We start from the raw sequence: 18,682 nt of genomic DNA on the forward strand, positions 1-18,682 counted from the left end.
ACCATCGCACCATGAGCTGCCCGCCCGAAAGCGTCTTCGCCGTTCTGGCGGACGGCTGGCTGTACCCGAGCTGGGTCGTCGGAGCCTCCCGCATACGGGATGTCGACCCGGCGTGGCCGACCGCCGGAAGCGTCATCTGTCACTCGGTGGGTGTCTGGCCGGCCTTGATCGACGACACCACGTCTGTTCTGGAGTGGGATCCGCCCCGGCACGCGCTGTTCAAGGCCCGTGGCTGGCCGATCGGCGAGGCCCACGTGGCCCTGGATGTGAAGGCTCACGGCGACGGCTGCATCGTACGCATCACCGAGGACGCCATCGCCGGCCCCGGCCGGTTCGTGCCCTCATTCCTGCGCGAACCGGCCATCAGGATCCGAAACGAGGAGACGTTGCGCCGCCTCGCGTTCCTCGCAGAGGGCGGCGCCGGGTTCAGCTAGCCCGCGTCGGCCGACCGTTGTCCTGACAAACGCCCGTAGCTTGTCGCGGGCGCCGGCTCGGATCAGGCCAGAGCCAGGAAGAGTTTCTCCAGCTCGTCGACGGTGAGGGATTCGGCGTTGTCGGGGTCTGCGATGCAATCACGCATCGCCGACGAGACAATGGTGAAGCCCGCCCGGTCCAGGGCACTCGACACCGCGGCCAGCTGGGTGACGACATCCTTGCAGCTGTCGCCGGCCTCAACGGCGGTGATGACCGCGCTCAGCTGCCCCTGCGCGCGACGCAGGCGGTTGAGCACTTTCTTCTGGTTCACCGCACGCTGGTCGTCGGTCATCACCGGATGCCGTCCAGAGAAGTGGGCAGGCCGGCCTGCTGCCAGGCGTTCATGCCACCGGTCACGTTGACGGCCTCGACGCCGTTGCGTTCAAGGAATGCCGCGCCCTGCTGGCTGCGGCCGCCGGCGGCGCAGATGACGTAGACGGGGGTCTCACGCGGCACCTCGCCCAGCCGTCCGTTCAGTTCGCCGAGGGGAATGAGGATGGCACCGGCCGCGTGCCCGGCCTCGAATTCGTACGGTTCGCGCACATCGACCACAACGGGGTCGGCAAGGGCGGCGAGTTCGGTCACCGAGATGTCGGTCATGTGGGGGTCCCTTCGGAGGCGGGCAGGCTGTATACCCCCGACGGTATCAGAAGTTCGGGGCAGGTTGAGGGGAGGTCGCCCCAGTACCCTAGACACATGCCCGCCGTTCAGAGCCGCCTCACTGTTCGCCTGTTCGCGACCCTGGTGTTCTTCAGCGTGCTGGCCGGCCAGTTCTGGCGAAACCTGCTCGGCTGGTGGGGCTTCGGCGCCATCTCCGTGTTCATTCTGGTCGGCAGCATCGGCCTCCTCGTTTCCCTGAAGCCCGAGTGGACCTGGCGCGGGTTCCCGAAGTCCCTGGCGGCGTTCATGCTTGTCGCCACGGCGTCCTTGGCCTGGTCGGCGTACCCTGGAGCGAGCGCGATCGGCATCACCCTGCAGTGGATCACGACGATCACCGCCCTGTTCCTGGCGCTGTGCCTCACCTGGGCCGAGCTCCTGCGCACGCTTGCGGTTGCCCTTCGGTGGATCCTCGGCCTGTCGATACTCTTCGAGGTCGTCGTCGCCGTGTTCATCGGCCACGCGGTGCTCCCATTCTGGGTGGAATACAGCGGCAAGATCCCGGCCGCCTTCTACTGGTCGCGTGGACTGCTGCTGGAGGGCGGCCCGATCGAGGGCATCGTGGCCAGCCGCAACCTGCTCGGATTCATCGCCCTGCTGGCGCTGATCGTTTTCGCTGTGCAGCTCGTCGCCGGCACCGTGGCCCGCGGCCGCGGCATCGCCTGGGTGACCGTGGCCCTGGTCATGCTATGGCTGACCCGCTCGACCACTGTGTCGTTTGCCCTCCTCGCCGTCGCCATCGCCCTGCTCTTCACACTGTGGGCACGCCGGCTGCCGCCGTTGGGCCGGCGACCGCTCTACCTATCCGCCGCCGCAGTGCTGGCCGCCGTGGCGGTCGGGCTCGTCGCGTTCTCACCCGCGCTCCTGACGATGCTCGGCAAGAGCGAAGACCTGACCGGACGCTTCGACATCTGGGGCCGGGTCATCGACCTCGCCGGCGAACGCCCCCTCGTGGGCTGGGGTTGGGTGAGCTACTGGGTGCCGTGGGTCGAACCCTTCGACGGCCTCGCGGTGCGCAAGGGCGTGCAATACCTGCAGGCCCACAACGCCTGGCTGGATGTCTGGCTGCAACTGGGGATCCTCGGCCTGATCATCTTCGCCGCGCTCACCCTCTCGACCCTGTGGCGGTCCTGGTTCCTGGCCGTCGACAGGCCCAGGCTGGGCATCGCCGACACGGAGACGTACGCCGTCACCTCGATCCTGCCGCTCCTGCTCACGGTGGCGCTGCTCGCGCAGAGCCTGGCCGAGAGCCGGATCCTGGTCGAATCCGGCTGGGTGCTTCTCGTGATCCTGGCCGTGCGGTCCAAGCGCGCCGGCGCAGACGCGGAGTTGCTCCGCCTGGGCCGGCGATGACCGGCCCGGCACGGCCCCCCCACATTCCCGACGCCATCACCGCGGTGCTCGCATCGCCGCGATTCAGCGCCACCCTCACCCACCTGATCATCGGGTTCGCCTTTGCAACACACCTGCTGCGCAGCCTGATGGGCTGGCCGGGGCTGCTGGGAGCACTGGTTTGCCTGGTCGTGCTCGCGACAGGATCCATGATCGCCCGGCGGGAGAGCATCGAATGGCACGGCCTGTTGCCCGTGTCGATCCTGGTCTTCCTGGTGTGGTGCGCGCTGTCGGTCCTGTGGAGCGGGTACGCGCTGCACACCGTCAGCGGCGTCGCCTTCCAGCTGGCCTTTGCGTTCCTGGCGATCTACGTCGCCCTCGTGCGCGACACCATTCAGATCGTCCGGGCGACGGGCGATGTGCTCAGACTTCTTCTCGGGCTGTCCCTCGCCCTCGAGGTCCTGTCCGGTCTGCTCCTGGACCTGCCGATCGTGTTCCTCGGCGTGCAGGGCAACATCACCATGCTCGGACCCATCCAGGGCATTTTCGGGTCGCGCAACGTCCTCGGCCTGGTGTCCCTGATCGCTGCGATCAGCTTCATCATCGAGTTGCGGTCCCGCTCCGTGCGACCGGGCCGCGCCGCGGCGTCGATCGCGCTGGCGCTCTTCGGCCTGCTGCTCACCCATTCCCCGGTGTTCGTCGTCGTGGCGAGCGCCGTCGGCATCGCCGCGCTGGCCCTGTACTGGCTGCGCCGCACCCCCGCCGAGAACCGCTGGCTGCTGCAGCTGAGCCTGCTGGGCACCACAGTGCTCGCCGCGCTGTTCGCATTCGTCGGCCGCACCGGCATCATCAACCTGCTCAACGCCGGCAGCGAGTTCGAGACCCGTTCGTCGCTGTGGCGGGAGATGTGGCGGCTGGTGGAGCTCCATCCGCTCGAGGGCTGGGGCTGGGCCGGGATCTGGCCCCAGAACGTCAGCCCGTACGGCTGGCTCGAGTTCGTCACCGGCAGCCCGCACTCCTCCGCCCTCAACGCATTTCTCGACGTGTACTTCCAGGTCGGCCTTGTCGGGTTCTTGTCTTTCGTGGTGTTGGTGGCCCTGGCCTTCATCAGGTCATGGCTGCTCGCCTCGAACAAGAAGCCCGTGGTGTACGTGTGGTCGCCTCTGGTGCTCGTAGTGCTCCTGGTCACCTCTGCGGCCGAGAGCACCGTGCTGGTCGAGTTCGGCTGGCTCCTGCTGTTGATCTGCTCGGTCAAGGCCGCCCAGGGCCAGAGCTGGCGCCGCCTGCTGTCGCCTAGCCCGCGCAACAGCCCGGACCAATAGAGTCCCCAGATTGATCAGACAGAATGACATGAACGAGATGGAACGAACTTGCCGACGAAACCGGGACCCGTACACGTGAGCCATACCGAAGAACCAAGCCAGGACCAGCCTCCCGTCGGCGCGCCGATTGCGACAGCGACGACATCGTCGACCGCATCGACCGCATCGACCGGGAACGGCTTCATTCTGATCGTCGCCGCGACCGGACTCGTCGGGATCGCCGGCTACCTGATCACGGTGTGGGTTCCCAAGCTGATCGGATTCGGACCGTACGCGACCTTCGCGGTGTTCTGGGCCTTCATCTTCCTGGTCGCGGCGGCCCTCACCGGCATCCAGCAGGAGATCACCCGCGGAACGCAGGCGAGAGAACCCGGCGACAGCACCCGCTCCGGCCAGGCCGGAAAGTTCGCCGCGCTTGCGTCCCTGGTCGTTCTCGTCGCCATCCTCGGCACCGCGCCGCTCTGGCAGGCTGCGGTGTTCCCCGAACACGGCTGGGATCTCGTTGTGCCGCTCGCCATCGGCGCCGCGTCGTATGTGCCTTTGGCCGTCCTGGCCGGGTCGCTTTACGGGGTCGGTCACTGGAAAGCCCTGTTCGCGCTCATCTCCATCGAGGGCCTGCTCCGCCTGGTCCTGGTGATCCTGGCCGCCTACCTGCGGCCGGATGCCGCGACGTTCGCGTGGGCGATCGCGATACCGTTCCCGGTCGCAGTGCTCGCTGTCTGGCCTGCCGCCCGTGCGCGCATCGTCGGCAAGACCAGACTCGACGTCACCCTTCCCCAGCTCACCTGGAACGTCTCCCGCACCATCGTCGCCGCGTCCGCGATGGGATTGATGATCAGTGGATTCCCGCTCATCCTCCAGCTCACGTCCCCCGGGGAGCCAGAGGGGCTGATGGGCCTCGTCATCGCCACCGCCACCCTGACTCGTGCCCCGCTGATCGTCGTCGGAATGGCACTGCAAAGTTTCTTGATCGTGTTCTTCCGTGCCAGGGCGGCGCACTTCTGGCGCACCCTGCTGATGCTCGAGGCTGCGGTGCTCGCCATCGGCCTCGTGCTGGCTGTCGTGGGCTATCTGCTCGGCCCTGCTGTCTTCGCGTTCGTGTTCCCCAGTGAGGACGTTCCGGGCAACTGGCTCATCGCCACGTTCGTGCTGTCCAGCGCGCTGGTCGGCGCACTGTGTGTGAGCGCCCCCGCCGTGCTCTCCCGCAACGCACACGCGGCGTTCAGCGCCGGGTGGATCGTCGCCGCGGTCACCACGGTCGTCTGCCTGCTGCTCCCGCTCGAGTTCGTCGAGAAGACCGTGCTGGCCCTACTCATCGGCCCGGCGGCCGGGGTCCTGGTCCACGCGACCTACCTGGCATTCGTGCGCAACGCCGAACCCGTCCGGGCCTAGTTATTCCAGGCCCCACAGGGTGATGGTGCCGGTCGATCCATCGTCGTTGGTGTACGGCAGGCTCGACTGCTCGACCAGGTCGGCCGCGTAGCGGTTGCCCCAGTCGTCGCCGCAGGCGCTGTCGGAGAGCACCTGGGTGGCGTTGCCGGCGATCGCCGCGTCCCGGTCGATGGCTCCGCTGAGCCGGCTCGACACTATGGTGGCGATCGCGTCATAGTCGGTGGGCCAGGCCATTCCCAGGTGGTAGTAGGCGATCGGCACGCCAGAGGTGACCTTGAGCACGCGCGGGTCGATGCAGGAATCGACCATGATCAAGGTGCCGGGGTGGGCCTTGGCCGACTGTTGGGCCAGATCGGTGAGCACCGACGCCCGGGGCGAATCCGTCACCAGGAGTCCGCGGGCGATACCGCTGCGGTAGAACACCCACCAGTCGGTGAGCGACACCGTGGCGATGCCGATACAGACCGTGGCGGCGACGATCACGGTCCATCGTGGCACCGGCCGACGTGCCCTCTCCGGCGCCGGAGAAACGCTGTGCGCCCCGGAGTTCCAGAGGTCGGTCAGCACCATCACCCCGACGGGGAGGATGGTGGCGGCCACGAGGAAGAAGATGTCCATGTAGAGCCGGTACGGCTCGGCGTTGGCTCCCCAGATGTCGTTGGTGCCGAGCAGGATCCAGGCAAGCGCGGCGCCGAGCGCGTAGGCGCCCCAGAGCGGGCGTCTCCGCCAGATGGCTGCGGCCAGGATGACGGCCAGGGGCACGATCAGCGCTAGCCCCGAGATGATCCCGATCTCAAACGGCACGCCCAGTTTGCTGTTCGAGGCGACGCGGTAGGCCAGGAACGGGTCGCCATTGACAAGGCTCATGATGGTTCCGACGACCTGGGGGGAGGCGCCGAGAACGACGGCGAAACAATAGAGAAGCACCACGCCCCGGCTGCGCACGATCAGGGCGATCATGCCCGGCACCGCGGGCAGCAACCCGAACACCAGCGCCGGCAGCTGACCCCCGGCCTCTGCAACGGTGGGACCGGCCAGGAAAACCACGGGAATGAGCACCACCGACAGCCCGGCGAGCACGACGTGGCGGCCGCGGAGGATGACCCAGGCCGCCAGGCCGAAGGCCAGCAGATAGATCGCGGCGATGAATGAATAGGTCTGCACATTGGCGAGACCGCCGAGGACGAGGCTGATCAAGGTGGTGAGCAGCACCCGCGTTCCCGGACGGGCCGGTCGGAGCCAGAGAAGGGCCAGGCTCAGGACACAGATCGCCGCGATGGACAATGACACGGATTCACCGTTGAGGGTATGCAGGACGCCGAACGGCCCCCAGATCACGGCGTGGGATTCGAGCGGCGTGTACCAGCCGGTCACGGTGAGCCTGGAGAAGGTGCCGAGCATGAACGGCACCGGCGCGAGCAGCCCGACCCACCATCTTCGGCTCAGCCCGATGAGGATAGCCGCAAGCAGGCCGACGAGCACGAGTTGCACGGCCATGCCGCACACGTTCCACGCGACGATGGGATCCCAGCCGGTCACCCGGGCCACAAGGCCGATGGCCTCGTAGTACATCCGCGGGTAGGTGTTCGCGCCGGTCTCCGTGTCGGGTTCGACTGCGGCGAACTGGCCCTCTGAGAAGTTCTTCACGATCGCGAGATAGCCGAGCTGGTCGTGCACGAAATAGTCGCGGAAGCGGCCGAGCGAGAAGCCGGGGGTGGCGAGGTACATGCCGGATTGGGTGATCAGGTGCAGCACCAGAGCACCAGCCACCACCGCTACGGTTCGGAATCGGCCTCGGCCGGATGTTGTAGCCACTCGTCCGTCTGTCACTGGTTCACCATACAACGGGGCGCTGAGCGGACCTGCTGCCGGCCCCGGTGCCTGCCGCGCCGGGAACTGACGAATAGGGAGCCTCCCAGCCAGCATCGGCTATCGTGGATCGTTGCCGGAGCGTGGCTGCACCACCCAAGACAAAGGACTATTTGATATGACGGTTGACCTTGTGGTCGTTGGATCAGGCTTTTTCGGCCTGACCGTAGCGGAACGAGCCGCCAGAGATCTCGGCCTGAAAGTCGTGGTCATCGACCGCAGAAACCACGTCGGCGGCAACGCATACAGCGCTCCTGAGCCCGAGACCGGAATCGAGGTGCACCAGTACGGCGCGCACCTCTTCCACACCTCGAACGAGCCGGTATGGGAGTACGTGAACCGCTTCACGAAGTTCACGAACTACGAGCACCGCGTCTTCACCAACTTCGGCGGCGAGGTGTTCCCCCTGCCGATCAACCTGGGCACGATCAACCAGTTCTTCCGCGCCGCATACTCGCCTGACGAGGCCCGAGCATTGATCAGGGGCCAGGCCAGCGAGTTCGCCACCGGCGAGTCCCGCAACCTCGAGGAAAAGGGGATCTCCCTGATCGGCCGGCCGCTCTACGAGGCCTTCATCAGGGACTACACCGCCAAGCAGTGGCAGACGTCCCCCACGGCCCTGCCAGCCGAGGTCATCAGTCGCCTCCCCGTGCGCTACAACTACGACAATCGTTACTTCAACGACACCCACGAGGGCCTCCCCGTCGACGGGTACACCGCCTGGATCGAGCGCATGGCGGACCACCCGAACATCGACGTTCGCCTCGACACCGATTTCTTCGACGAGACCCAGGAGTTCAACAAGAAGGCGGTCGTCGGAAACGTCCCCGTCGTTTACACGGGACCCGTCGACCGCTACTTCGACTACCAGGGCGGCGAACTCACCTGGCGCACACTGGACTTCGAACAGGAGGTCCTCAACGTCGGCGACTACCAGGGCACCCCCGTGATGAACTATGCCGATTCGGCGGTGCCGTACACCCGGATCCACGAATTCCGCCACTTCCACCCCGAGCGTGCGGAGTACCCGAAGGACAAGACCGTGATCATGCGCGAGTTCTCCCGTGCAGCCACCCGGGCCGACGAGCCCTACTACCCGATCAACACCCCGGAAGACCGCCAGAGCCTGCAGTCATACCGCGCCCTGCAGGCGGGCGAACCTGATGTCTTCTTCGGCGGACGCCTGGGTACCTACCAATACCTCGACATGCACATGGCCATCGGTTCTGCGCTCTCCATGTTCGAGAACAAGCTCAAGCCGCTTCTCAGCGGCCGTACCGAATAGCGACTCGGAGTTATCAACATGTCCTCCCCCATTGTTCTGCAAAAAGTAGTCTTCCCCTCGTCATCCGAGCCGGATGTCGCCCCGCTCTACGTCGACCCCGACGAGTGGACCCAGATCGTCACCCCCGGCCAGCCGACCGGCCGGAAGCGCCGCGCCGCGGCTTCCGACTCGACGCTGCAGCCGTTGCGTCTCACCCACCACAACGTCACCCCGATGCTCGCCGGCCGGCGCGGCCTCAAGCCGGGCCTGGACAAGCGGATCTCCCTGGGCACCTACTTCAACGCCTTCCCCGCCAGCTACTGGCGCCGCTGGACCCGATTGGCCGGGGTGCGCCTGAGCATCTCCACCACCGGACCCGGCGACGTCATCGTCTACCGGTCCAATGCGCGCGGCGTGATCCAGGTCGTCGACTCCGCCCATGTCGAAGTGGCCGGCACCGTTGAGTTCGACCTCGGTTTCGACTACTTCATCGACGGCGGCTGGTACTGGTTCGACCTGGTCTCCCGCGGTGAGGACTTCGCCCTCACCAGCGCGGAATGGCAGGCTCCCCCCACCACCGAGCCGGCCGGGCCCGAGCGTACTCTCACCATCGCGATCACCACCCTGAACCGCACGGCCTACTGCCTCGAGCTGCTGGCCACCGTCGCGACCGACGCCGACGTCCTCGCCGGACTCGACCAGATCATCGTCGTCGACCAGGGCACGGACAAGATCCGCGACCACAGCCGGTACGCCGAGGTGGACGCCGCACTCGGCGGCCGCCTGCGCGTCATCGACCAGGTCAACGCCGGTGGTTCCGGCGGGTTCTCCCGCGGCATGCTGGAGACCGTCGCCGCCGGCGACAGCGACTACGTGATGCTGCTGGACGACGACGTCGTCGTCGAGCCGGAGAGCATCCGCCGTGCCCTCGCCTTCGCCAGGCAGTGCACAGACCCGACCATCGTCGGCGGCCACATGTTCGACATGTTCGACAAGACCAAGCTGCACGCCTTTGCCGAGTCGATCGACAGCTGGAACTTCATGTGGGGCCCGATCACCCCGTCCCGCCACGACTTCACCGCGATGAACCTGCGGCAGACCACCTGGCTGCACAAGCGCAACGACGTGGCATACAACGGCTGGTGGATGAGCCTCATCCCCGTCGAGATTATCCGTGAAATCGGCCTGTCACTGCCGGTTTTCATCAAGTGGGACGACGCAGAATTCTCGCTGCGGGCCTCCGAACACGGCTATTCGACCGTCAGCCTGCCCGGCGCCGCGGTCTGGCACGTGTCGTGGGTCGACAAGGACGACTCGCGGGACTGGCAGGCGTTCTATCACGCGCGCAACCGTCTGGTCGCCGCCCTGCTGCACTCCCCGCACGCCAAGGGCGGTCGCCTGACCATCAGCAACCTGGCCTCGGACGTCCGGCACCTGCTGACCATGGACTATTACACAGTCAAGTTGCGCCAGCTGGCCTACGAGAGCGTCATGGCCGGGCCGGATGCCCTGCACGGCGAACTGACCACCCGGCTTCCCGCCATTCGGGCGATCGCCGCGGACTACCCGGAGTCCGGACTCATCAAGGACCTCAGCCGGTTCGGACGGTTCCCGATGACCAACCTCGTCGGCAGCGACGAGCCGCGTCCCAGTGGGCGCAAGCTGTACTCCTTCCTGATCAGGAACTTCGTTCGCCACGGCATCAGGAAGCCGCATGCGAACGCCGGAGTGCGCCCCGATACCCACCTGCCTCGCACGGCACCGTGGTGGACCGTGCCGAGCCTGGACAGCGTGGTCATCACCAATGCCGAAGGGTCCGGAGTGACCTGGCACATCCGGGACCGCGGCATGTTCCGGTCGCTACTCTGGTCCAGCCTGACCCAGAACCTCCGCTTCCGCCGCCGCTGGAGCAGCCTGAGTGAAACGTACCGCTCGCGCAAGCACGACCTCACCTCGATGGAGTCCTGGACGGACACCCTCGGCCTGGACGCCAGGGACGCGGCCGGCATCGCGGCACGTAACCGCGAATAGTGACGGGTCAGCGCAAGTGCTGACAGATAGAATCGCGGGTGGGCCAGTTGCCCCCTCCCGGCGAAACCCCGGCAGGCGACGTGATGATAGGACCCGCGTGACGCAAATCGCCCCAGTACCCGACCTCGACGGGTTCGTCCGGCCTGGTCAAGGGGCCGGACTGATCGACGTCTTCCGACGCCGGTACCTGCTCTCACTCCTGGTGCGCAAGGAGGTCCAGGTCCGGTACCGAGGTTCCGTGCTCGGCTGGATGTGGTCGTACGTCAAACCGATCACCCAATTCCTGGTCTTCTTCGTCGCCCTCGGCGTCTTCCTGCAGTTGAACGGCACCATACCGAACTACCCGGTGTACCTGTTCTCCGGTCTCGTGGTCATCAATCTCTTCAGCGAGTCCTTCAGCAACGGCACCAAATCGCTCGTCGACAATGCTCCTCTGATCAAGAAAATCTACCTGCCCCGGGAGCTTTTCCCGGTGTCATCGACCCTGGTGGCGTTCATCAACTTCCTCCCTCAGGCGCTCGTGCTTGCGGTGGTCTGCTTCCTCACCGGGTGGCAACCGAACGGTCTCCAGCTGCTCGGGATAGCGCTCGGGGTGCTGATCATCGTGCTCCTGGCCATGGGACTGAGCCTGTTCTTCGGGTCAATCAATGTGTCGTTCAGGGACGCGCAGAACTTCGTCGAGCTGATCCTGCTCGTGGCGACCTGGGCCTCCCCCGTGCTCTACCAGTGGACAACCGTCGCGAAGGTCCTGCCGGACTGGCTGATGGTCATCTATCGGCTCAATCCGGTGACCGCGGCGGTTGAACTGCTGCACGCCGGTTTCTGGTATCCGACGACAGACGGGCAGGCCCCGATGCCACCGGACCTGTGGTTCTTCGGCCTGTGCGCCCTGGTGACCTCGAGCATCCTTCTGGTCATCGGCCAGCTTGTGTTTCGCCGATTGGAGCGCCGTTTTGCCCAAGACCTTTAGCGGTCAGGCCTCGACGCCTCCGCGTCTGGCCATCATCGCCACCAAGCTCAGCAAGACGTTTCTGCTGCGGCACACGCACTCTCTCAAAGAATCCGTCATCGCGGCAGTCCGCCGCAAGCCGATTTCGTCCAGCTTCAACGCCCTCGAGGACGTGAGCTTCCAGATCAACACCGGCGAGTCCGTCGCCCTGCTCGGATTCAACGGGTCGGGGAAGTCCACCCTGCTCAAGCTGATCTCCGGGGTTCTCCGCCCCGACAGGGGCGAGGTGTTGACCCGCGGCCGCGTCGCCGGGCTCATCGAGGTCGGTGCGGGCTTCCATCCCGACCTGTCCGGCAGGGAGAACATCTACCTCAACGCGGCCATCCTCGGCATGTCGCAGAAGGAGATCGACGCTCGCTTCGACGACATCGTCGAGTTCAGCGAAATCGCCAAGTTCATCGACACCGAGGTCAAGCACTACTCCTCCGGCATGTTCCTGCGGCTGGCGTTCTCCGTCGCGATCCACACCGAGGTGGACATCCTCCTGGTCGACGAGATCCTATCTGTGGGCGACGAACCCTTCCAGCGCAAGTGCCTGGCTAAGATCCGCCAACTGCACGCCGAGGGGCGCACCCTGGTCGTCGTCAGCCACGACCTGGGGATGGTCGCCGACCTCTGCGACCGCGGCATCCTGATCGACAAGGGCAAGGTCGTCTTCGACGGCGAATCCCACGAAGCCGTCAGGCGGATGCGCGCTCAGTAAAACGGGGCGTTAAACGCACAGCGCGCCCAGACCGAGGTCTGGGCGCGCTTTCGTGTGCCCGGCGCCTGGCGTGCGGCCCTAGAGGGCGCCGCCGTCGGGGAGGGTCGAGATCTCCGAGCCGTTCACGGTGAAGACCTGCGGCCCAGAGCCTCCGTTTGCCGCGACCAGGTCAGCCCAGGTGCGAACCGTGCGTCGCTGACCGTTGACGAGGTAGTACACCACGGCCGAGTCGGAGGACTTCAGGAAAACCCGCTCGAGCGGCGCGGCGCCGGAACGGTTGAGCACCCCGCACCCATCACCCAGGGCCGCTACTGGAAGGCCGTGTGGGTTGCTGCCCGATACCGAGTACAGCGTTCCGCCAAGTCCGATATACGTGGTTCCCGCGCAGGACACGACCCGGCTCAGAGTCGCTCCCGTCGTGGCGTACGCGTTGATCAGCCGATCGGAAACGACCCGCCACGAAGCGAGGCCCAGGGCATCGCTCGTGCCGAACGAATCGAGCCGCAGCTTGCGGTCCAGTCCGTCGGTGACCCACACCGTGGCATCCTGGTTCGACTTCACCAGGGAGTACGGAGCCACGACGCCACCGGGCTGGGGCAGTCCACGCACGGTGTCAGCCGTGAGCGATGAAATCACCGGCGCGGAACCGTTGTTGAGACGGAGCACGTCACTCCAGCCCCACACCGGTCGGGCGGCGCCGCCGGTGAGGAGGAAGACCTCGGGCGAGCCCGGGGTGATCACGAACGCCGCGGAGGCGATGGTCGCTCCGCCGCCCAGGGCCGCACACGTCGGACCGGTCAGCGGAGTGACCGGGATCCCGGTTCCGTTGCTACTCAGCGGCGAGAAGACCCCGCCGTTCACCAGGCCCTCGGTGCCGTTGCAGTTCACCACGACGGTAAGGTCAGCGCCGGCTCTGGGGTACCCGTTGACGACGTTGTCGCTCACGGTGCGGATGCTGTTCAGACCGAACTCGGCCAGGACCGCCATCGACGGGATGCGGATGCGGGAGCCCCAGCCGTCGACGTAGAAGACGTCGCTGGACGACCCCGACTTGATCGCGGTGGCGGGAGTGGCCAGCACCCGGCCGACGGGGAAACGCTCGGCCGCGCTGTTGCGGATGGTTCCCACCCACGGGCTGGCGCCGCCGTTCAGGCGGAGCACACCCGCCCACTCATCCACGGGGAACCTGGTCGCAGCGTTCAGGTAGTAGACGGTGGAGGTACCGGGCTGGACGACGAACGCCGAAACGTCTCCGCCACCGGGCAGCTTGCCCCACTGCCCCGGCATCAGGTCGATGGCCTTGGAGCAGTCGAAGCCCCAGTCGCCCACCTGGTTGCAGGTGCTGAAGCGATGCCGCGAGTTGCCCTGGACCAGCGCGATCTCACCGGTCAGGGGGTTGCGAACCAGCTCACTGGCCACCTGTCCCGTCGAATAGCCGGTCAGGTAGGACGCGGGCACATCGCGGTAACTGCCGAGGTTGGCCAGCGCGTTGTAGACGTCCATGGTGGGGATCGGGTACTTGACTGTGCCCGCGATCAGGAACAGGCCGCCGCTGCTGGTGTCGCGAACGATGGAGCTGCCACCGTGGGTATCGCCGAACCAGTCGGTGAAGATCGCCCAGAAGTTGCGGTTGCCGTACGAGGAGCAGCCATCGCCGGTGCCATACATGTTGTTCAGTGCGGCATCGTTCGGGCGGTAGGGCGTGTAGACGTAGAGCCCCGCCGTGGCCTGGTTTTCGATGTACACGTTCGACGATCCGCATCCGGCGTTCGGATTCCACTGGATGGTGTTCCAACGGCCGGCGACATACCCGCGCGAGCCCGGGTTGGCCTGGTACTTCTTGAACTGATACGCGGCGTTGTAGACCTGGTTGAAGAAGCCGTAGAAATTCGCGTCGCAGTCCGCGGTATCGGGGCAACCATAGCCCGTGGCGGAGCGGTACTGCCTGGCGGTCGGCCAGGCATCCCTGATCAGCGCCTGCTCCTTTTCGAGGAGCACCAGGAGGGCCTGCGGGTTGATGCCGCAGGCGATCCCGACCTTGTAGACAATGGTGGCGGCGGACTCGCTGGCGGAGCCCTGATAGGCGGCGCACCCCTCGCTCTTGGCCCCCTGGGAGGCTGTCGCCTGTGAGTAGTCCTTGAGACAGACGTACCCGGACCGGCAATTGGGCACCTTGGCGTTCAGGAACGCCTGGATCTCATTGGCAGACATGGCGCCGGAGTTGTAGAACTCGGCGTCGCTGATGATGTTTCCGGCGTTGAAGTCGCTCCCATTGGCGGCCTCGGCCGAATCCTGGGTGGTGGTGGCTCCGACCGTGAGGAAGCCGAGAACGAGGGCGAACACCCCAAGTGTGGCGAGGAGCTGTCGGCCACCCGGCCATCGGACGTGCGGTGCGTGCAGCTCTGAATCGGGTCTGAACACGTCGTGGCCTCGGCTATCTGTCGGTGCTAATCGGAAGCAAACTTCGAGAAAGGCCCGGAGAACGCCAGATTGATTTGCCCCCCACTGCACCACTCACGCGTCTGCACACGTTCGATAACCTTATCGCCAGGCGGTTGCGACCTGGCTTCGCCGAAACATGACGCGCCGGTCAGTCACCGTCATTTGAGTAATCACGCACAATGAACCGGCGATACGCCACTCGTCGGAGGGCCACCGGGATGAAACGGTATCCCCCGCGAACGAGCACGTTGCGGGCGAACTGGCGCCGAGTTACGAAGCGGTCCTTGAGCAGGCTGCGCTGCAGGGCGATCTCACTGCGGAACAGGGTGAGGCCACCGCGCCGGCCGTAGGCGCCGGCATCCACCCTGTACATCACCAGGGGATCCGGCAGGTTGGCCACCAGCGCGCCGGCCTGGATCATCCGGGCGAAGAGCCAGTAGTCCTCCATCAGGGGCAGTTCTCGGTAGCCGCCGGCCTTGGCCACCACCGACCTGCGGTAGACGACAGTCGGGTGGTTGAACGGATCGTGGAACCGAGCGGTCGTCACGATGTCGTCGGGATCGGTCGGGGGAATCCGCTTGCCGAGCACCCGGCCCGCCTCGTCGAACTCGAGCATGCCCGTGCCGACGAGGTCGTAGCCGGTCTCGATCATCGACAGCTGGAGTTCGAAACGGGTCGGCAATGAGATGTCGTCGGCGTCCATCCGCGCGACGACATCGTGGGCGCAGTGCCCCAAGCCCGTCTCCAGTGCGCGGGCAAGGCCGACGTTCGCCGGCAGGCGCACGTGGTTGACCGGTACCGGCGAGCTTGCGGCCGCGGCGGCGACCGCCGCCGCCAGCGCGGTGCCGATCGGGCCGTCCTGCACGATGACCACGTCGCTGGGCCGTCGGCTCTGGTCGACGACCGTGCTGGCGAAGGCCTTGGTGAAGTACGCGGCCTTGTCGCCGGCGTACACCGGCAGGAGCAGGGAGAATTCGGTGGCAACCACGACTCAGGCCACCCCGGCTTCACAGGCGGCGACGTCATCGGAGGCCTCGCCGAGTCCGGCCAGAGCAACCCGATTGGGGCGGGGGCGGGTGCGCAGGCCGTCACGCAGGCCCCGCCGAAGTCCGGCCCAGAGGACCGGGCGGTTGGCCGAACCGCGGAAGGTGCGCGCCCACCGCAGCACGGTCGATCCCGAGTAGAGCAGCTTCTCGGCCGGATTGAGCCCGCGGGACAGTCCGAGGAGCCAGATCTTGTTTCGCACTTCGTAATAGAACCGTTCGCCGGGGTCCACATCGGTGGCGCCGAGTTTCACGGTCTTGTGCACGACGACGCTGCCGGGCACGAACAGACCCCGGCTTCGGCGCAGGATGCGTGTGGAGAACTCGAAGTCGTCGTTCCAGATGAAGTAGTCGGCGATCGGCAGCCCGTTCTCGAGAAGAGCATCGGCCCGCACCAGCATCGAGACGAAGGACGAGCTGCGCACAGGAAGTGCGGCCCTGGCGTGCGCAGCCGCCCGTTCCCGGCCACCGACGAACGGCTTGACCCTGGGGGTGTTCATCGGGTGTTCCTGGCCATCTGTCCAGACGACCCTGGAGCCGGCGACCGTGACCCGGTGGTCGTCACCGACGCTGGCCAACAGCGCGGCGAGGGCGGTGTCCGTCGGCACAGTGTCATCGTCCATCAGCCAGACGAGGTCGGCCTTCTGGCGCACGACGGCCCTGGCCGCTCCGATGGCAAAGCCGCCGGCGCCGCCGGTGTTGCGGTCCACCGAGACCAGGTCGGCCTGAGGAAACCGGTCCCTGACGAGCGCCGCGGTGTCGTCGGTCGAGGCGTTGTCGACGACGACGATGGCCGCGACCGAGGCCGTCTGCGCGGCCAGGGCATCGAGGACCTCGATCAGCAGGTCACGGCGGTTGTAGGCCACGACGACGGCCACCGTACGCGTGGCGGTCGGTGCGGTCATACCGACACCTCGGGCGCCGGCACCCGGCTGGCGCGGGCCAGGCGCAGCAGCCGGCCTTCGCCGGTGCGTCGCCGGCCAAGCAGCCGAAGCGCCGGCCAGCCGAGCAGTATAAAGAGCAGCAGCACGGCAGCAGCCAGCTGCGCGGGGTAACCCGGAGCGTAGAACGAGACCGTCACGGTTCTACCGAGCTGGGAGGCGTCGATGTCGACGCCGAGAAGGAAGGTGTCCACTGGCTCGACCGACACCGTTCCGCCGTCGACCTGGTAGCCCGGCCACGGAATGCGGCTCAACGCCACCTGGCCGCCGTCGACGCCGATCGCGTCGACCCGGAAGCTCACACCCATCTCGTCTTCGTGCAGCACGGTCACCTCGGTGCCGGCCGAGGACCAGACGACGGAACCGGCCCCAGGGACGGGCTCGTCGCGCACGATCAGGCGGGTCTTCTCGGTGTCCTCCGCGACGTGCCAACCCTCCGGCACCACAGACCAGGCCTTCTTCGGCACGACGGCCTTCACGGCCTGCACCGAGCTGACCCCCATCAGGTCGGCCACGGTCTTGCCGGTCTCAGGCATGGTGGTGAACAGGCGTGAGAAGAGGGCACCGCAGGTGGAACCGTTGTACTGCATGCAGGTCAGCGAGTTGTACGGGGTGTAATACACAGCCGAGTACGCGTTCTGCACGTCTTCCTCTGTGACGTACCAGAGGTTTCCCACCAGGGTTTCATCCCAGGCGCCCGAGGAGCCGGTGTCGGCGACGCCGCCGGCGATGATCACGTCGCCCTCGGCGTTTTCAAGCTGCTGCTGGTAGTCGCTGACGTCGTTCGGCACACTGTAGTCGGGCAGTGGCGATGCCGGCGACGAGAGGTGCTGGGGAACGAGCAACAGCACCGTGAGCGCGATCGCGGCGCCGGCGACGGTCGCGACACCGCGTCCGGCCAGGGCGCCGCCGGACTCCCGGCCGAGCATCGGCAGGGGCCGGTCGCCGAGGATCCGGTAGGACACCCAGACCGCGAACAGGATCACGACGGTGACAGCGGCCAGGACCTTGACGTACTGGGGCCCGGCGCTGAAGGTCAGTCCTGCTCCCAGGAGCACCAGCCCGCCGGCCAGCAGGAACCGGCCGCGGCTGAGCGCGGCTGGCCTGGCGTGGGACAACGCCACGGCCACAAGGATCAGCACGGCCAAGGTCAGGTACGGCATCATCCGCACGGGGAAGCGCAACGGACCGAAATCGCTGGGCAGCAGCACCCCTGCCAGGGCGGCGACCAGCACGATCACGATGCTCAGCCGGCGCCGGAGCAGGTCGCGCAGACGTGCGAAGTCCACGAACGCGAGCAGCGGCAGGAACCACGCGATATACAGCAACGGCGCGTAGGGGAACTGCGCGTTGAAGAACATGATCCCCGGCGTGCCGACCGGGATTCCCGAGGCGAACAGACCGCTGAGGTTGACCGTGAGCAGGTCGGTGTTGCCCACACCGCTGGTTCGGCCCGTCACGGGCGCCGTGAGCAAGCCGGGCAGGTGCACGATGACCGCGAAACTGCCGGCGGCGGTGGCGAGCACGAAGGACCGAACGATGGCCGGCTTGTGCCGGGACAGGAACGCCTCCACGATGAGGCCCGCCAGAGTGATCGCGAGGAAGATCGTGGCGTGCGCGTAACCGATCCCGACCAGGGCGATCGAAGACAGGATGGGCAGCACCGGCGACTTCGCCTGCAGCACGGCCCGCCTGGCGAGGACCCAGCTCAGCGGCAGAAAACTCCACGCCATCAGCCCGTTGGCCCAGGACGCCGCATCCATGTAGAGGGTGAAGCCGGCCAACGGCGCGGCGACGGCGACCAGCGCGGACCAGGGACGCAGCGCCCCGAAGTTGCGGGCGAGCGCGTACACGCCAACGGCACCGAGGATCAGGCAGAGGATCTTGACCACGGTGCTGAAGACCAGCGCGCTGCCGGTCAGATGGGCGCCGATGCCGACAACCCAGAGCACCGGACTCAGGATGCCCCAGGCACCCTCCGCCAGGTAGTTGCCCGACTGCCAGACCCGCGGGTTCACCAGCGACCAGTCCAGGTCGATGACCCGTCGGCCGATCTCGTACCACTGCCCGAACGCGCCGGCCTGGCTGTCATCCACGTAGTAAAAACCAGGGTCGAAGAACAGCGGGATGGACGCTCCCGCAAGGACCGCCACGACGACAAGCATGGGCCACACAATTTTGGACTGCACCAGAAGATTATCCC

Annotated in this window: 15 protein-coding genes; 8 read left to right on the forward strand and 7 right to left on the reverse strand. The window is 66.6% G+C overall.

The window, feature by feature from the left end; translation table 11 throughout:
• The first annotated feature begins 11 nt into the window (after nucleotides 1-11).
• On the forward strand, nucleotides 12-434 hold the full coding sequence (locus E3O42_RS02500; RefSeq protein ID WP_241984581.1) for an SRPBCC family protein: 423 nt from the start codon (nucleotides 12-14) through the stop codon (nucleotides 432-434).
• A 62-nt stretch (nucleotides 435-496) separates the two neighbouring features.
• Here E3O42_RS02500 and E3O42_RS02505 read toward each other — a convergent pair whose 3' ends face one another.
• Entirely contained in the window at nucleotides 497-766 is a 270-nt protein-coding gene (locus E3O42_RS02505; protein ID WP_134452364.1) for a metal-sensitive transcriptional regulator, read from the reverse strand.
• On the reverse strand, nucleotides 766-1,074 hold the full coding sequence (locus E3O42_RS02510; RefSeq protein ID WP_134452365.1) for a rhodanese-like domain-containing protein: 309 nt from the start codon (nucleotides 1,072-1,074) through the stop codon (nucleotides 766-768). Before E3O42_RS02510 ends, E3O42_RS02505 begins: the two co-directional genes overlap by 1 nt.
• 96 nt (nucleotides 1,075-1,170) lie before the next feature.
• On the opposite strand from E3O42_RS02510, the gene E3O42_RS02515 reads away from it, so the two are divergent.
• The 3 genes from E3O42_RS02515 to E3O42_RS02525 all read left to right on the forward strand — a co-directional run bounded on the left by E3O42_RS02515 (nucleotide 1,171) and on the right by E3O42_RS02525 (nucleotide 5,177).
• The gene (locus E3O42_RS02515) at nucleotides 1,171-2,484 is read left to right on the forward strand and encodes an O-antigen ligase family protein (protein WP_134452366.1); all 1,314 of its coding nucleotides are present in this window, start codon (nucleotides 1,171-1,173) and stop codon (nucleotides 2,482-2,484) included.
• Entirely contained in the window at nucleotides 2,481-3,785 is a 1,305-nt protein-coding gene (locus E3O42_RS02520) for an O-antigen ligase family protein (protein WP_134452367.1), read from the forward strand. Before E3O42_RS02515 ends, E3O42_RS02520 begins: the two co-directional genes overlap by 4 nt.
• A 75-nt stretch (nucleotides 3,786-3,860) precedes the next feature.
• Entirely contained in the window at nucleotides 3,861-5,177 is a 1,317-nt protein-coding gene (locus tag E3O42_RS02525; RefSeq protein WP_134452368.1) for a lipopolysaccharide biosynthesis protein, read from the forward strand.
• Here E3O42_RS02525 and E3O42_RS02530 read toward each other — a convergent pair whose 3' ends face one another.
• Nucleotides 5,178-6,947, reverse strand: coding sequence for a hypothetical protein (locus E3O42_RS02530; RefSeq protein WP_134452369.1), 1,770 nt, complete (start codon nucleotides 6,945-6,947; stop codon nucleotides 5,178-5,180).
• 217 nt (nucleotides 6,948-7,164) lie between these two features.
• Between E3O42_RS02530 and glf the strand changes: the two genes are divergently transcribed.
• The 4 genes from glf (at nucleotide 7,165) to E3O42_RS02550 (ending at nucleotide 12,053) form a co-directional block, all read left to right on the forward strand.
• Entirely contained in the window at nucleotides 7,165-8,331 is a 1,167-nt protein-coding gene (gene glf, locus E3O42_RS02535) for a UDP-galactopyranose mutase (RefSeq protein WP_134452370.1), read from the forward strand.
• An 18-nt stretch (nucleotides 8,332-8,349) separates the two neighbouring features.
• A complete protein-coding gene (locus E3O42_RS02540; RefSeq protein WP_134452371.1) occupies nucleotides 8,350-10,341 on the forward strand; it encodes a glycosyltransferase in 1,992 nt (663 codons plus the stop codon).
• Between the two features lie 97 nt (nucleotides 10,342-10,438).
• Nucleotides 10,439-11,311, forward strand: coding sequence for an ABC transporter permease (locus tag E3O42_RS02545; protein WP_241984582.1), 873 nt, complete (start codon nucleotides 10,439-10,441; stop codon nucleotides 11,309-11,311).
• Entirely contained in the window at nucleotides 11,295-12,053 is a 759-nt protein-coding gene (locus tag E3O42_RS02550) for an ABC transporter ATP-binding protein (RefSeq protein ID WP_420897848.1), read from the forward strand. The genes E3O42_RS02545 and E3O42_RS02550 overlap by 17 nt, the downstream gene beginning before the upstream one ends.
• A 78-nt stretch (nucleotides 12,054-12,131) precedes the next feature.
• On the opposite strand, the gene E3O42_RS02555 is transcribed toward E3O42_RS02550, so the two are convergent.
• From E3O42_RS02555 to E3O42_RS02570, 4 genes are all read right to left on the reverse strand, one after another.
• Nucleotides 12,132-14,396, reverse strand: coding sequence for a hypothetical protein (locus E3O42_RS02555; RefSeq protein WP_134452372.1), 2,265 nt, complete (start codon nucleotides 14,394-14,396; stop codon nucleotides 12,132-12,134).
• Between the two features lie 247 nt (nucleotides 14,397-14,643).
• Nucleotides 14,644-15,483, reverse strand: coding sequence for a glycosyltransferase (locus E3O42_RS02560; RefSeq protein ID WP_134452373.1), 840 nt, complete (start codon nucleotides 15,481-15,483; stop codon nucleotides 14,644-14,646).
• Between the two features lie 3 nt (nucleotides 15,484-15,486).
• Nucleotides 15,487-16,443: a glycosyltransferase gene (locus tag E3O42_RS02565; protein ID WP_134452374.1), complete on the reverse strand. Its 957-nt coding sequence runs from the start codon at nucleotides 16,441-16,443 to the stop codon at nucleotides 15,487-15,489.
• Entirely contained in the window at nucleotides 16,440-18,668 is a 2,229-nt protein-coding gene (locus tag E3O42_RS02570) for a hypothetical protein (RefSeq protein ID WP_174844211.1), read from the reverse strand. The genes E3O42_RS02565 and E3O42_RS02570 overlap by 4 nt, the downstream gene beginning before the upstream one ends.
• Between the last annotated feature and the right edge of the window lie 14 nt (nucleotides 18,669-18,682).

Origin of the sequence: Cryobacterium adonitolivorans, from assembly GCF_004402695.1 — a bacterium.
GTDB lineage: Bacteria > Actinomycetota > Actinomycetes > Actinomycetales > Microbacteriaceae > Cryobacterium > Cryobacterium adonitolivorans.